Genomic DNA, 18368 nt, shown 5'->3' with positions numbered 1-18368 from the left:
GTAATGCGACGGTGAATGCGAAGGGTATCGCCATCTCGTTCGTGCTAAGCGGTGTCGTGGACAACCCGAGCGCCTCGGTTAGCCGTAACTCGCTGGCATTCATCGACGCCTCGGGCCAGGCACTGGCCGGCACCGGGGCGGTCACGCTCGATGCCAGCGCCGACGAAATTGCATCGACCGGGGCGAATGGCGGTGGCGGCAGCTTACTCAGCTTCGCCGCCATGCTGCCGAAGTCTACGATCAGCGGCGCGGTCAAGGCCTATGTCGCCGACAGCGGCAAGGTGACCGCCGGCAGCCTGACGCTCCAGGCCCATACGATCGAGCGCAAGGCGACCACGAGCGCAGACGTCATCAGTATTTCCCTGGCGGCCGGCGGCGCAGGCGTCGATTCCGAGGCGACGATCAGCGGGGACGTCAAGGCCTATGTCGACACGAATGCAACGCTGGACGTTTCCGGCGCAGTGAACATTACGGCGACATCAACCTCCAACCCGACCTCATCAGCCGATGTTGGTGAGGGCGGCATCATTCTCGCGGTCGGGACGATGACCTCCACGGTCAGCCTGACGACGACGACCTCGGCCTTCATCGGCAACGATACGACGATCACCAAGGCGGGTTCTCTCGACATTGAGTCGAGTGACACCAGTGCGGCGTCAGTCACTGGTACCGTGGCAGGTGGTGGCGCCATCCAGGGGCGCGGCGCCAAGACGGTGGCGTCGCTCACGCCAACGATCAGCGCCTTTATCGGCCAGAACGTGAAGGCGAATGTCACGAACGCCGTGACGGTAAAGGCCCAGTCGGTACGAGCCGAGGGCGATTCAACGGCCAAGGATTACGGTGGCGGCGTTGCCGATTTCGGTTTCGCGCATGCGGACGTTACCGCCAATCCGACGGTCAGCGCCTACATCGACATCGGCGCGAGCATCACGGCCGGCGGCGCGGTCACCGTCGATGCCGAGGGACGGTCGGATTCGAATGGCGTCACGTATAACGACTTCATTACCGGCGTTGATACGACGACCGACCAGATTACCTTCCCGCAACACGGGCTCGGAACCGGCGACGAGATCACCTACGACCCCGTCCTCAATACCCCGATCTCGACGGCGAATGGCTTCTTGCAGAGCGGCAATCCGCTCCGTCTCTACAATGTCGTCATCAGGAATTCGATTGGAACGTCGCTGCTCAGCCCCGGCAGCAATCCCGATGACAGCTTCGTGCTGGGCAATCTGTTCAAGGGGACGTTGATTGACGCGGATGCTCCGTTCACCAACGCCGGGGGTGTCGACTCCAGCCGCGACGTGATCCGCTTCGCGACGCCGCACAATTTCAAGACTGGTGACTCGGTGCTCTATGACGCCGAGAACAACGCAAATATCGGCCTGAATGGCGGGGATTACTTCGTCCGCGTCCTCGATCCGTTCACGATCGAACTCTACAGCAGCCTCGCGGACGCGACGGCCGCGGCGCAGCAGGTGACCAACTCGCACACGCAAGTCACCGGTGGCGGGACGAAGACGATCGACATCGCCCCGCCCACGGGAGCGGTCAATGGTGATGGGATCACCTACAAGGCACCACCGCCGATCGTGTTCGACGGCGGCGCCGTGGACGTATCGTCCATCAGCGGCAACTCCATATCGTATTCAGCGGGATCCAACACGATTCTAGTCGGCGACCTCACGAGCAGTGGCGTCTTCCATACCGGCGACAGAGTATTTTATCACACCGACGGTCATGTGATCGGCGGCCTGACCAATGATACCTTCTATTACGTCATCACCAACGATACCGATCCGAGCATCGGCGACTCGCGGCTGATCAGGCTGGCGGCGAATCCCAACAATGTCGGTAACGTTCCTGATCCAGGTAGTAACCCGCCCGCCAACTTCCCGGAAGTAGTTGTTGGTCTCGATCCAAGCGTGGCGACCGGACATCAGGAGCTCGTGCGCGAGAACATCGGCGGGCTCACCGACGGGGTGACGTATTACCTCCAGAACAAGCAGGCCGGCTCGTTCCAGTTGTCGACGGATCAAGCTGGAAACAACATTGTTTCTGTAACGCCGACGATCAGCACCGGCGGCATACACCTGTTCTTCAAGGCAGGCGCCGATCTCACCGCGGGTGGCGTGAACAGTGCCTCACCGGATCAGGAATTGCGGATCGACTTGACGGCTCCCGGCACCGGCATCGGCGACCAATTCAACGGACAGAAACTGCTTGGCCCAGGTGGCACATCGTTGCGGCTGATCTCGCCGCCGTCGGGTGACGGCTTGACGTCGGCTTCGGCGAAGGGGGGCAGCGGCGGCGGGCTCGAGGTCAGCAAGCCGACAGCAACGATCGACTCGACGTATAACGTGTCGGCAAAGATCCTGGCGGCCGTCGTCAACTCCGGCGACAAGGTGTGGATCACCACCAACTCATTGCCCAACATGCAGGCCTATGCGGCCAACGCGTCGGGCGGCGTCATCAATATCGGCGACGCCGAGGCCGACATTACGCTTCACAACAACAACGCCACCGAGGTGGGAAACAACACGAAGATCGTGGCAGTCGGCGACTTCGTGATGAAGGCCGACAATAACATCCATCTGAATGACGAATCGCACGCCGACGGCGGCGGTTTTATCAGTTCTGCCTCCTCCACCGCAACGGTCGATCTGGAGAGCAACACGACCGGAAAGGTCGGGACGAACGCCAACATCATGGCGAACAGCGTCGATATCGAGGCTTTGATCTCGCATAGCAGCGCCTCCGCATTGGCGGAAGCCTTTGGCGGTGGTCTGTTCGGCGACGTGGACCCAGATCCGACGGTCGAGGGCACCTCGACCGCTGCGATCACGATCGGCGGCGGCGGCACCCAGATCAACGGCATCTACGGCGTCACGATCAAGGCCGACCAGAATGATTTCAAGGTCAGCGTTTCCGACGACGGTTCGGCCTTCATCGGAATCGGTGGCAATGTCGGTACCAGCACCAACAGCACCCACCTCACCGAGACGGTAACCGGCAATGCCGGCGCGACGATCATTGCCGGCCCGCCGAGCAAGACCGACCTTGTCGCACTGCGCGTCGAGGCCAACGCGACCGGGAGCCAGGCCCATTCGGAAGAGCACCACATTACGTGGTCGAGCGACGTCATCATCTACCAGGGCGCCAGCCCGTGGCTGATTGTCGGGGCCGGCGGAGACATCGAGAAGGCGATCAACGTCAGCGTCAACGGCGGACAGACCAGCGGTCTCGTCAGCGGCGATATCTCGGTCGACGATATCCAGGATCAGGGCGGCAGCAAGGTCATCTTCAATTCGCCGAGCAGCAACATCGATCTGACGACGACCGAGCCGACTTTTGAGTTCCGTGAGAACTTCCAGCAGGTTCTGATCACCAATTCATCGGACAAGAAACTTACCATCAACGAGATCGACGTCATCAACCGTCATCTCACGCCACCCAAGGTTGAATTGGACGGCACCAGCATCGGTCTCAAGTTCCACATTCAGCACGATTTCACGCCGACACTCGTCGACATCAAGAATTTCGGCGCCGGCGATATCTTCCTGCAGGGCAGCACGTCGAGCCCGGTCTATGCCGACACCCACAGCCTGATCGAGAACCCGATCGGCGAAACTCGCATCCTCAACACCAAGGGCAACATCTTCGCCGCGGACTACGGCCCGATCATCCGCACCAACACGCTCGGCAACCAGTTCTGGCCGTTCCTGCCGGGCGATTTCCTGCACGGCATCCAGGCGACGCTGGGCAGCATCGGGACGGCTTCGGCGCGCGTTAGCGTCGACATCGTGCAGAGCGCGCCGCCGTCGCCACTGCCGCTCCTATCCTTACCGCATCCGCGGGAAGAACAGTTCTATGCTCAGGCGGGTAACAATATCTACCTGAACCTGACCGGCCGGTTGCGCGACCCGTTAGCACCCGCCAATCCCTTCGTCATCCATATCGACTCGATCGTCGCGGGCGGCAACGCCGACGTGCTGTTGCAGCCCAGCGTCAAGGAGACACACGTGTCCGGCACGCTTGAGGGCGTCAACGTCACGGTGCCGCCGAACGGGAAGGACGGAACCTTCTTCACCGAGTTTGTCTATTTCGTTATGCAGGGCGGCCCGGGCGGCGGGCTCGATGTCGGCGTGTTCGGCGATACGCCGTCGACGATTCCGACTACCTACGACTTCCGGCTGCGCGACAACACGCTCACGCCGACGACGAATCCCGGCCTGAAGGCCGGCAACAACATCATCGTCACGGCAGCCCAGCCGAAGCCGGCCGATCCGGTCATCAATATCCTTGCGATCACCGATCTGACGGGCGGGCCGTTCCCGCTACCGGCACCGTCGGATTCGCACCACATCGACATGCTGGCCAACGGCTTCATCACGATCGAGGAAAAGACCGGCGATCTGCGGGTGGGCCGCATCATGTCAACCGCCAACGACGTGACCCTGTATTCGCCACGGCGGATCATCGACGCGTTGAACGACGCCGGCGTGTATGTCGGCGGACCCTTCGACGGCAATCTCGTCGATGCCGACGTCACCGGCGTCAACATCACGATGACCGCCGGCGACAACAATATCGGCGGCAAGGAAGGGACCGGCGGCATCGGGACGCCCGACAACTTCCTCGAAATCAATGACAACGTGCTGCACGCGCTGAATCCGAGCGTGAACCTGGGCGTCGTCAAGGCGTTCGACACCGCCTCCGGTCTCGGCAACAGTCAGGGCATCTTCCTGACCGAAGTTATTCGTGGCGGCGAAGCCGTGGCCCTGCTTGGCGCCGAGGCAATCAGCGACCTCAATGTCGGCGAAATCGACACCACCGGCAACGTAACGCTGGCCACCGATCCCGGCTCGATCGTCGACGCGCGCAATGGCGGGCAGGGTGGCGACGATGCCAACGTGATCGGTAACACGATCAATCTGTTCGCCGAGGGCGGCAATATCGGCAGTCCGAACGGCGGCAACGATCTGGAGATCGATTCCCAAGCCTACGCTTACGGCAGGATCGGCGCCCGCGCGACCGGCAGCATCTATCTCACCGAGACGTTCGCGACCGACGCGTCACTGCCCGTGCCGACCAATCCCTTCGCCGATGCTCAAGTTGTGCTGCTCCAGGCGCTCGGCTTGACGAGCGGTGACGGATCAGGCGGCAGCGTCACGGACGGATTCGGCGGTACCGTCGATTTGCGGTTCACCGTGCGCGAAAGCGCAGTGGTGCCCCAGTTCGGTACCGATGGCATCACCGTCACGGTGTATGGCGAAGACTTGAACCTTCTGGGCAGTGGCTCGGTGCTGTTCCTCGAGAACGCGCCGGAGACGATAACCCACGGCTTGATCAACGCGGCCAGCGGCTCGATCCTGTTGCGCGTTGCGGACGACGTAAACACCGACCCGAACTCGCAGATCCTCGCCGCCCACAACATCGATATCTACGGCGATTTCGCCCGGTCCGGGGAGATGTCGAGCGGCATAGCCAGGACGGATACCGGCGATCTCGGATACGGCACGGTCATGCATCTCCGTGGCGTCATCGCGCACGGGGCGGCATTCAACAATGGGATCGCAACCGGGAACCTGACGCGCATCTTCGGCAACGCCGATACCGATCAAATCTATTTCGACCATACATTCCTCGGTGGCCAAAGCGGCACCTTGACGTCGGCGATCCCGGACGGTCAGGGCCAGACCATCCCCGATGGCGGCTTTGATGTAGGCGCCTTCGTCAAGTCGGCCGGCCTGATGTCGACCTATTCGAGTGGCATGGCCCGCGCCTTCGGCAGCAACACGCCGACGCAGATCATCAACGTCAACGCGTCGATGACCTTCACGCAAAGCAAGGACACCGTGGCGAACGCCGGCGATACCATTACTGCGGCCACCGGCACTTGGGCTGGCTTCGCCATTGGCGATATCGTCACTGTCGATACTGGGACTGCGGGCGATCCCAACAACCGCAGCTTCACGGTCATGGCGGTGACCGCGACGGCTCTGACGCTGAACACCGTGAACTTCGTCAAGGCCGAGACCCCCGTGAACACGGTCAAGGTCAAGAACAACAAGGTGGCGAAGGGCGGCGACAGCGAGGACTTCTTCGTCGTCAACGAGCTCCAGTCGATGACGATTGTCCAGGAGACGCAGGCCGGCGTCGAGACCGGCGACACGCTGACGCTCGACGGGCAGTCAGGCTCCGACACCTATGTGATCAACACCACTGGAACGCACGGTGACGTCCGTAACTACGTCATCAACGTGCTCGATACCGGTGCGGCAAATGACGGTGTGGACAACCTCACCGTGTACGGCCGTGACGACAATGCGAGCAACGATGTCAACGCCGACTATCGCGGGACGGGCAAGGGCTTCGACGACTTCTTCCTGCTGCGTCGCACGACCGGCATCGCCCAGGAGACGGCGAACCGGCCGGTGCTCTATGCCGACGACTCGGCGTTCGTCGCCCTCCTGCACGTCACGAATCTCGCCCAAGCGCAAGCCTCGGATCCCAACAACGATCCGAACGTCCGGTCGCAAAGCGTGCAGCGCGTCAACTACGACAGCGCGATCAACGGTCAGTTGATGGTGTTCGGCCAGGGCGGCAATGACTACTTTGCCGTTGACGACAACGCGGCGATCACCACGCTTGATGGCGGTGCCGACAACGACAGCTTCCAGATCGGCCAGATCTACGGCTACCAGCGCGACGGCAGCACGCATTCTCCGGCGCCGCTCGGCAACACCTTCGGCGGCTCGGTGGTGACGCCATACGATCAGTTCCCGCAACTCGTGAACTCGCTGACGCCGCAAAGTATTTACGGCACCGTCGCGACGACGCGCGGCTGGCTCAGCGCCGGCGCAACCTCGCCGCTGCTCGCCGAAGGCGGTACGGGCGACGACACGTTCACGGTCTACAGCAACCAGTCGCCGCTCAGGCTCGAAGGCGACGACGGCAACGACCTGTTCACGGTCCGCGCGTTTGCGCTGGCCGAGACTAATCCGGTCACCGGTGACATCGTCTGGGTCGATCCGGTGCAAGAGATCGCGATGCCGAAGCTCACCCGGGGCTTCTCGACCGCGGCCGAGACCGCGATCCGGACTGGCGCGGGCGCCAATCAGGTCGAATACAACATCAACGCGCCGGTGTCGGTCGACGGCGGCAACGGTTTTGACAAGCTGGTGATTCTCGGGACCGAATTCGCCGACCATATCGTCGTCACCGACAAGGGAATCTTCGGCGCGGGCCTGACCGTCACCTACCAGAACATCGAGGTGCTGGAGATCGACGCGCTGGAGGGCGACGACATCATCGATATCCTGAGCACTCAGCCGGGCGTCGCCACGCGCGTCATCGGCGGCCTCGGAAATGACACGCTCAATGTTGCTGGCGACGTGACCGGTCCGGTCGAGTCGCGAGACATCGAGGGCACCAGTGGCATGGTGAATAACCGCGTCACGTCGAACGATTCGGCCTACGACGGTCTGGTCGCCGACGGCCTCGACCTCAGCGTGGCCCGCCCCAACCAGGGGCAGGTCATCATCGACGAAGAAGTGAACGGGGATGCCAGCCCGGGCTTCACGGATATCAGCGAAAGCGGTGTGCAGGACGTTTACGGCGTATACCTGCAGCATGCGCCGGTCCACGGCACGCATGTCTACGTGACCGTGTCGGCTGCGATGTCGCCGCAGGAAGAGCATCTGAAGAACGGGCTGCTGAACTCTGGAGATATCTACGACGAGCTGGGCGTTGGCGGGCTGATGGGCCTGCCGCCGCAGTACCCGGGCGACAGCATGCTGCTGGCCGAGGACGACTCGACGTCGAACCCGCTGGTCGCGACGGCCTATGACCGGACTATCACCCTGAACGGCACGTCCGTTTTCATTCCCGCGCGATCGATCGTGCTGACGTTCGACGAAACCAATTGGGACAAGGCGCACGAGCATCTGGTCCATCTGATGGCCGTCAACGACCAGCGGCCCGAAGGCGTGCGCACGGTCGTCACCAGCCACTCCGTCATCAGCGACGATCCCTCGTTCAACCACGCCATCGTGCGCAACGTCGAAGTGACCGTGCACGACAACGATCAGCCCGGAATTCTCATTACCCAACTGGATCCGACGACGACCGATCCGGCGCACTACCCGGCGAAGTACGGCAACCATCCGAACGACAACAACACGATCGTGCTCGAAGGCGATGCGATCACGCAGGTCACGGACCTGTACGCTGTCGAGCTCGAGAACCAGCCACTGACCGGTTCGGTAACTATTGCGCTAAAGCCGCAGGACAACCGGATGGTGCTCGACGCATCCTCCGATCCCTACGGCAGGTTCCACATCGGCCGCACCCAGGACGGAATTCGTTCGGGCGTCTACTACCTGACCTTCGATTCGAGCAATTGGGACAAGCCCGTCATCGTGACGGCCTCCGCCGTCAACGACGGACAGGTCGAGGATCCGCACAACACCACGATCGTGCATTCGATCTATGTCGATCAGTCGCTGAAACTCACCTTCGCGAATACTCCGGACGGCGGCACGGTCAGCCGTCTGGATCCGGCCGACCTCGGAGCGGACTGGCTGACCGACGGCTACTCCGTTGGTCACAAGATAACCCTGAGCGGCGGCGCCAATGCCGGAACGTATTACATCAGGAGCGCGACTGAGACCACGCTCACGCTGACGACGGACCCGCTGTTGCTGACGCTCGCGACCTTCGCGCAGACGGGCCAGATACTCGAGACTGTCAATCTCGACGACTTGGTGTCGACGACGAACGTGGCCTACAAGGCGGCCGCGTTTACCAGCGACACGCCGATCTATGCCAAGGTGCTCGACGACGAATCGCCCGGCGTGTTCCTGCTGGAAAGCGCCGGCCGGACCCTGGTAACGGCAGGTACCGCCTTCGATGGCCCGGGGCCGGGCGACACCTATACGATGCGGTTGCAGAGTCCGCCGAAGGCCGACGTCAATGTGGACGTTGTGACGGACGGCCAGACCGACCTCGTGACGGGCGGGCGGATCAGCCTGCAGGCGACGGGTGGATTCCAGCCCGTTCAGCTCTTCACCGGCAACATCACGGTGACCAGTATCGATGCCGACACCGTGCTGATCACCCGCGCCAGCGGTTCGGAAACCGGCAGCTTCATCGGCGACGGCTTCCTGCCCGGCCAGCGCATCCGAATCGAAGGCACCGGCCAGGCCGGTGTCGACAATGTCGATGTCAATTTGCCAGGCGGCTACTACACCATCGACAAGGCAAATGACAGCGTCACCGCGAAGACCATCCGCCTCAAGCACGTCTCTGGGCCGGACCTGCCGACCGCGTTCGGCACGTTCAACACCGACGACAACAAGACCGTGGCGATCGATATGGTCGTCGAACGGGGGAGCTATACCGGAAACGTCGATTACAACATCGCGAGCGTTCCGTTCCAGCTCTTTAGCGGCAATATTACGGTGTCGGGCAACACCATCACCCGCAACGACATCGGCAGTTTCAAGAACGACAACTTCGCCCTCGGCCAGGTCATCACAATCCTTCAGGCCGATGGAACGCCGCTGGGCACGTCGCTGACCGTTACCGGCGTGAGCGACTCGCAATTGACGCTTAGCGGCAGCCCGGGCGCCGGACCAACGTATCAGAACGTCAGCATCAGGAAGATGCTGGACGTGCTGACCCGCACGGACGGCACGAGCTGGCTCGACAGCGGTTTCTTCGAAGGCCAGATCATCACGATCCACGGCATCGGCGGTGACAAGATCGAAAAGATCGATCTCATCACCGGCACGAAGCCGGACCGACTCGACATGATGGTGCTGACCGACCATCCGGCGACGGGCCTTTACAGCGGCTCGTTGGGAGGCAATGGCACGAACACCACGGTGACCGTCACCGAGATGGCGTTCAGGGTGACTTACACGCCGCCGACCCCGCCCAAGCCCGACCCGGCCTATAACCCGGACACCGGCAATTGGTTCACGCAGGTCACGGTTCCGCTGATCGCCGATCCATATTTCGACATCCAGCCCGGCCACGAGAACTTCAAGTCCTTCCCAAAGGTCGCGCACCGGCTCGACGGCATCCGCGGACCGCTGGCCGTCGAAGGCGGTACCACCGCAGCCGACCGCTCGCTGGTGCAGGCCGTGATGCTGCCGGGCGAGGCCAATGGCCCGTTCTTCAACATCCCGCCGCAGCCGCCAGAGACGCAGTCCATCGACGTGCTCAATATCTATAACGACGGCACGGTGGCCAACGATACGGGAACGCTGACGTCGACGGCCCTCACCGGCTTCGAGATGGGCGGCAAGCTCGACTTCAGCAAGCTCTTGGGCGGAGCGCCGGCGCCGTTCGGCGAGCCGGGCGTATATCCCGGTGGCATCAGCTACGGATCGATCGTCGTCGACCCGGTTACGCATCAGTTCAGCACCGACGCGAGTCACTCCACGATCGAATCGCTGAATATCTTCCTCGGCTCGGGCAATGATCGGCTCGATATCAACAGCACCCTGATCCCGGGTCCCGACCACAACCCCGATGGTACATTGGCCTTCGTGTCCGAGCATGGCGGCCTCACCACCGTGCACGGCGGCGGCAATTCGCCGATCCAGATGACGGCCAGCATTGCGCCCAGTAATGCGTTCAACGTCGTTGCTGGCCCCTCGGGAACAGGTCAGTTGGTGCGAACCGATGGCATGTCGTGGGCAGATGCCGGGTTTGCGGTCGGCCAGCAGGTGATGCTGAGCATCGATATCCCCGGCGGCTCTGACACCCGCTCGTACACGATAACGGCCATCCAGGATCAGCCGCTTAGGCCCGGCAGCATCCTGGTCCTGCTCAGCGCCGACGGCACGGCGTTGACCAACCGCACCAACGCCACCGGCACCATCTCGGTGACGGATTTCTTGCAGGTGACCGGAAACTTCGATGTCCTGTCGGATCGCATCGTGCGTCGCGACGGGCTTTCTTGGGACAACCTCGGCTTCGCGGCCGGTCAGCAGGTATCGTTCTCGCTGTCTAACGGCACGGTCGTCGGCAATCGGACCATATTGGGATTTGACAACGCGACGACTCCGTCCGGCACGGGCTACGGCAGCGCGTTGTTGCTCGGCGGGCCGGCGCTGACGCCAGCGACGAACGTAACGGGCACCGTGGCGGTCACGAGCCGCAACGTGGTGTCCGGGCCGTTTACGGTCGCGCCAAAGTCTCTGACGCGCACCGACGGTGGAAGCTGGATCGCCGATGGCTTTGCCAAGGGACAAGCCGTCGCCATCGATGGCCAGTCCGGTGTGTGGTTCGTGACCGACGATCCGACCAAAACCACGCTCAAGCTCACCGGCGGCGACCTCAAGCTCATTAATGACCTCAAGCTCATTAATAAAGTGGCGATCGTCCGCATCGGTGGCGATGCGATCACCGTCAACGGCACGACGGAATACGTCAACGGCACCAATACGGTCGCAGCACCTGTGGCTGGAGACCCGCAGGGGACGACCAACCGCATCATCCGGTCGGATGGCCACGGCTGGGCTTCCGACAATGTCGGCGACAGCGCCTTCGCGGTCGGCCAGCAGATCACCATTACCGGTGAATGGTCGTATGCCGGCGTCACCTTCGCCCGCGCTGATGGCGGTGACACGATTACGCGCGCCAGCGGCAGTTGGATCACTGACGGCTTCGTTGCCGGCGAGACGATCGTGCTCTCGGGCACGACCAGCACCAATGGCAACCTGACCAACAACGGTAACTTCACGATCAAGAGCGTCTCCGCTTCGACCCTGACATTGACGGCGGTCAACACCGTCGTGCCTACGGTCGGCACCGAGCCGGTGACGATCGGGATCAGTGGCAATTTCCTCGTGACGGGCTTTGCCACTGGCGCACAGGCCGGCGACACGCTACTCGTTAAAGGAAGCATCGGGCTGCCCACGTTCGCGGCGCCAATGACCGTCAACGTCGATGCGCCGCTGGTCGTCTACGGCGACACCACGCAGGACGGCATCTGGTACGACGGCAAGGCCGACAAACCGTCCTCGCTCGGCAAGTTCAGCAACAAGCCGCAACCGCACATGGACAACGTGACGTTCACCATGGGGACACCGTCGCTGGGCCAGACCAACCCAGAGATAGCGGGCCTGGACCTCCAATTCTCGACGTTCACGACCCTGGAAGGCACGTTCGGCGTCATCACGCGCACGAGTGGCGACTGGGGCGCCTCCGGCTTCCTGGTTGATGGCCTGATCACGATCGACGGCAAGGCCGTCGGCAACGTGAAGACCATTTCAAAGACCGACGCAGCCCATCCGACGGTGTTCAACACCCTGATCCTGACCGATCTCACGGCTGATTTCCCGCTGCCGGCGGCGAACGGCGCCCATACCATCAAGGAGTGGAACAGCGCCACGATCAAGCTGCAGCCCGACCAGGGCTTGTTCGACCCAGGCTTCGTGACCGAAGGCCTGATCACGATCGGCGCGACCTACCAAGTCGCATTTGCCCGCGCCGACGCCGGCGATACCATCACGCGGTTCGACGGCGGGAGCTGGTTGACGGACGGTTTCGCAAAAGGCCAGACGATTTCGGTCTCGCTCACGACCTACAACAACGTCAACTTCACGCTCGTGGACGTCACCGCGAGTACTCTGACGCTGGAGGTCAAGAACAGCGTCATTCCGACGACGTTGGCAGACGTCGGTGCGCCGCCGATCACCGAAAGCGCGCGCATCGGGGCTGACGTGGGCGCAGTCGCAATCGCGGGCTCGCAGTATCTGGTGACGTTCGCGCAGAATGCGGCCGGCGACACTATCACGCGATCCGACCTGGGCGGGAGCTGGCTGGTTGACGGCTTCAAGGATGGAATGAACATTGCGGTCTACGGCACGCCTGACAAGTCTGGTTCGCCGGGAGATCCCGGGAACAAGCGCGTGTTCCAGATCGCGCATGTGACGGACAGCGTGATCACGCTGAAGGTCTCGAACAGTGTCATCGCGGAGGGGCCCGAGCAGGCGATCATCGCCGGGCAAGGCACCAAGGTTGATACGCTGTTCATGTTCGACCTGAAACCGGCCTTCCTGACGCTGACAAATGGCGGCACGACGTCGCCAACGCTGACGCGCACCATCGTCGAACGTAACAGGCTGGGCCAGAACTCGGACTTCTACGTCTTCCCGCTGGCGAACGAGTACAGGTACGCGGGCAACGATGTCATCGATGCGCACAAGGTTTTCGCCGATGTCCCGGCGGGACAATTGCCGACGGTCGGTATCACGGCCTATGGCGGCAGGGGCGACGACACGATCATCGGCACCCAGGCCGGCGATCACCTCGCCGGCGGATCGGGCAGCGACACGATCTTCGGCCAGCGCGGCGTCGACCATATCTATGGCGATTCCGGCTTCAACGTCGACGTCATCACGCGTGTGCTGACCGTCGCGCAGACGGCTGGCAACACCAAGACCACGGTCCTCGATAGTGTCACCGATGGCGGCAACGACCTGATCTACGGCGATGCGCCGGGTTCGACTGCAACCGATGCATTCGGCGACTACGATGACGTGGTCTTCGGTGATCTTGGCGATATCGGCCAGGCCACCTCCGGCTGGCGCGATACCACCAAGCCCGTGCCGCTCACCCCGCAGCGCATCGAGACGACGCTGCTGTCGCGGACCATCGTCAGCCAGTCGCGGCAGTACGGTGGCAACGACACGATCTTCGGCGGTGGCGGCGATGACGTCCTGATCGGCGGCATGGGCGACGATTCGATCGACGGCGAGGCCGGGCGCGACCTGATCTTCGGCGACAACGTCTCGCTCAACCGGACGTCGCATCTCGGCGACTTCCGCAACGGACGGTTCGAGACGCTTTCCGGCACGAAGATCTACAGCACCGGCTTGAGCACCGACTCTCTGCCTGCCGGCCAGGATTATGCCGATGGCTCGCCGCAGGCCGATCCACGCGGCCACGGTAGCTGGGGCGATTACCTGATCACCCTGTTCGATCACGGGAACGACACGGTGCTGGCGCCTGCCGGCTCCTACGGGAACGATTACATCGCCGGCGGCGCCGCCGACGACATGATCTTCGGTGAAATGGGCAACGATGTTGCTCAGGGCGACGGCTCGATCGAATACGTCTCTCACACCCTGATCGATAACCAGAACGGCACCGTCAGCTTCTCCATTGCGATCGGCGGGCGGGTAGGTGTGCTCTCTGTCGGCGCCAACATCGCCGGCAATCCGTTCCGCGACGCCAACAACGCGCTGTTCCTGCGACCGTCGTTCGATGCGTCCACCGACGGCCAGGACTACATCGAGGGCAATGGCGGCAGCGATATCCTGTTCGGGAATCAGAACCAGGACGATCTAATCGGCGGCAGTTCCGACCTCTTCAGCCTCAACGCTCCGATATTTGCGGACTCCCAGAAGCTGCGCCCGGACAATTCGGATCTGATCTTCGGCGGCTCAGGCATTGCGATCGCGCGCAACGCCATCGGCGATGCGACCATCGATGTGAATAGCAACATTACGACGACCGCCAACGGCCACGCCAACGATTCCGACGCGATCGTCGGCGACAATGGCGACATCATCCGGCTCGTCGGCATTAACCACCAAGTGGCGCCGCCTGTCGGGCTTAAGACCGTCTCCATCCCCGGCTTCACGATGAACGCCGACCTCACCACGACGGCCATGCCGACCTTGGTGCAGAGCTTCAACGGCTTCCTGCGCTTCAACTACGATACTAGCACGGGAGAAGGGACTGCTTACGACGAAACGTCCAAGATCGTGGTGCGCGCGGTGCGCCTCTTGGACTACACGCCGGGCGGCCCCGACTACGCGCCAGCGCTCCAGGCTACCGACATCGGTGCGGCCGACGAAGTCCACGGCGAGTCCGGCGACGACTTCATCTACGTCGGCAAGGGCAACGACTGGATGTATGGTGACGGGCAAAACGATGACCTGATCGGCGGCTACGGCAACGACTGGATTTCCGGCGGCACCGGCGATGACGGGATCATCGGCGACGACGGTCGGATCTTCACCAGCCGCAACAGCCTGAGCGCCATTGTTGGGACACCCGGCTACACGGCTAGCCAGGGCGAACCGCTCAACGGCATCGCGCCGCTGCTTCCGAGCGATTCCGATCCCAAGTACAGTAACGGCAACGCACTCAACGAGTTCATCTTCACGCCCGGCAACATGCAGATCGACACGATCAATGTGAGCGGCGCGTTGAAGAAGACCGTCGACCTGACGCCGTTCAGTTCCGACCCGAACTTCAACGGGACTGCCGACGATTTCTCGTACGCCAGCACCAAGAACAACGGCGCCGCAAGCGACGGCAAGACGAAGTCGCATAACGACGACATCATCTTCGGCGGCCTGGGCAGTGACTGGATCCATGGCGGCTCGGGTGACGATGCGATTTCGGGCGCCGAGTCGCTGAAGCAGTCCTACACGCAGACGGAGAATGGCGTCGAACTGGCCGGCATCGCCGAGTCTGACTACTACCATCCCTACAATCCGGGCGACGCGCTGCGCTTCAACCCGACGGATCCGGACGGTAAGTTCACCCACCCGCACATCGCAGGCCGGACGGGCGAATTCGCGCTCTATGACGAGAATGATCCGCTGCGGAAGATTCTCCTGAACGGTAACGGGACGCTTAACAAGGATGGCACCGGGAAGGAGTTCTTCCTGAACTTCGACCAGACCGAGGGCGTCTTGAGATCGGGTGGCACGACGCCGGGTAACCAGAATCAATCGGTTACCTACCCGGCGGTTCATGACGACGGCAATGACGCCATCTTCGGCGACAACGGTAACGACTGGATCGTCGGCGGCACCGGCCGTGACCACACCTATGGCGGCTGGGGCAATGACTTGCTGAACGCCGACGATGACCTGACCACCAACGGCAGTCTGAATAACATCCCTGAGACCGCGCCGACCTACGAGGATCGGGCCTACGGCGGAGCCGGCAAGGATGTACTGATCGCCAACACTGGCGGCGACCGTTTGATCGACTGGGTCGGCGAGTACAACTCCTACCTGGTGCCGTTCTCCGAGTTCGGCATGGCGACGGTCAGCCGCACCATGCAGCCGTTCCTGCATCACTTCCTCTACGCGGAATCGCTGAGCGACGGCGTGGATGCGACGAGGTTCTCCGACCTGAACGGCGGCTTGACGCCGCCGGTGCCGACCAAGAACAATGACCCCAATCCGGGCCGTAACGGCGAGCCGGCGGGTGAGCTTGGTCTGGTGCTGCAGCAAGATACGGCCTGGCATGCCCAGACCGGAGCGCCGACCGATCCGCAGGCCGGCAACACCCCGGGCACGCAACGCGACGTTCTGCGTAGCGCAAGCTATGCGCCGAACACCGTTACCGGCATGTTCGCCGATACCGGCAGTTGGAGCGTCCTCAACAGCGCCTACCAGAACAGCACGAGCAAGGTAGTCGGAGACAACATCAGCCTGTTCGACCTGAACACCTGGTTGCCGGCGAATTTCTTCGAGATTCAGTCCGTCATGAAAGTCCAGAGCGGTGGAACCCAGCAGAACGGTTTCATCATCTTCGACTATCAGGGAAGCAACAATTTCAAATATGCGGGCATCGATGTCACCAACAACGCGATCAAGATAGGCCAACGGTCAGATGCCGGTTGGACCGATCTTGCAACACTTCCGGCCGGCAAGCCTGGGCTGGGTGTGAACTCGCAAAACACTTTGCTGCTCACGGTCAACGGAACCACGGCAACCCTCGCTGTGACCAGTGCAAACGGCGGTAAGGCCGCAAGCACGTTGAAGGTGTCGTACGTCTTCAACGCCCCGCTGAACACAGGATTGGTTGGTGTCGGCACGAACAACTCAATCGCTGCGTATACTTCGTATACGGTTCAAAGACTGCCGGTGAACTTTACCTACAGCGTGCTGGAAGACCTGTCGGACGGCGTTGCGCAGAACTTCACGCCGGCCACCGGCACGTGGACGACGACCAGCGGTACCAACGGCGTGTACACCGGCACCCCACCGGCCAATGATGCGGCCTTGACTGTGCGTCCGCTGGCTGTCGCGCCGCTGTCCTACGTCGAGTACTCCGCTACCGTTAAGGCCAGCGCGGCGGGCACATCGGCCGGCCTGACGTTCGGCTACAATTCGACGAATGCCTTCCTCTATGCAGGCATTGTTGCAGGTACCAACCAAGTGGTCATTGGCCACCGCGACAACGGCGTCTGGATTACCGACGCTACGGCCAGTGCCACCATCGCTGCCGGGACCAACTACACCGTGCTGGTCGCCCTGACCGAAGGGACGACGAACACCGTAAACGTCGTGCTCAACGGCAAGAGCGTGCTAAGCTTCAACTACAACTACCTTGTGCACGACGGAAGCGTTGGCCTCTACGCGCGCAACGGCAGTGCTACGTTCGATAACATCCTCATTCGCGGCGACGATATTGCCTATGCGGGTGGAGGGACGCCCCAGGTGGCGGCGGGTACGGCCCCGGCGTCGCCTGTTGCGACCGATCTAATCGCCGCCGATCTGGATCTGGTAGCCGACGCGGCCAGGCAGATGTGGATCAAAGCGCTTGGCGCTGACGATCCTCGTCTGGCCGTCCTCAGTCGGGTCAGCGTTCTGGTCAGCGACCTGCCCAACGGAATGCTGGGAGCGACAACCGGCACAACCATCGTCATCGACGCCCGCGCCGCCGGGTGGGGCTGGTTCGTCGACAAGACGCCCAACGACAACAGCGAGTTCTCGCAACGCCTTGGAAACGGGGTGTTTGCGGCGAGCCCGACCAGCCCGGCGTTCGGACGCATGGACCTGCTCTCCACACTGTTGCACGAAATGGGCAACGCCATGGGCTTTGCGGAGGACCAGGGTCAGGACGTCACCGGCATGACCCTGCAAGCCGGCGAGCGGCGGGTTCCGGTCGGAGCAAGCACGCAGCCCGCGGTCGAGCAGTCGGGACTGCAGCTCGGGTTCACCGAGGCACCGTCCGCGAAGCCGATCTTGGTTAACATCGCAGCGACCACCCAGACGATCGATCTGTCGAGCTTGACGGCGTTGTGGCCCACGATACTCTCAAGCGCTACGGCTAGCCCAGCCTTCACAGCGGATGTCGGCGGCAAGTCGGCGGCATCGCACGATCTGGGGCTCGGGTCTTCGGATCTTGAGTCGGATGGGAATGCGAAGCTGAAGATCGATTGGAATCGCAATCGCATCAGCTTCATGGACAAGATTGCATCGTCTAACGCAACACGGGATTGGCAAGACGACTTCCTCAATCATCTGGGAAAGGATGGACTACAACGTAATCCGAACGCAGGTCTGCGAGTTCGTCCCGGAGCCTTTAGCGCTTGA

The 18368-nt window shown here is 62.2% G+C and carries 1 protein-coding gene (running past one end of the window); it reads left to right on the top strand.

Translation table 11 applies throughout. The features are described from left to right. Positions 1–18368, top strand: the 3' portion of a protein-coding gene (locus tag XH89_RS25745) for an LEPR-XLL domain-containing protein (protein WP_194463175.1). It extends 10711 nt beyond the left edge of the window; the window shows 18368 of its 29079 coding nt (coding positions 10712–29079); its start codon lies beyond the left edge, outside the window; the stop codon is at positions 18366–18368.

Source organism: Bradyrhizobium sp. CCBAU 53340, from assembly GCF_015291645.1.
In the GTDB taxonomy this organism is placed as follows: domain Bacteria; phylum Pseudomonadota; class Alphaproteobacteria; order Rhizobiales; family Xanthobacteraceae; genus Bradyrhizobium.
This window is presented reverse-complemented; position numbering and strand designations above follow the sequence as displayed.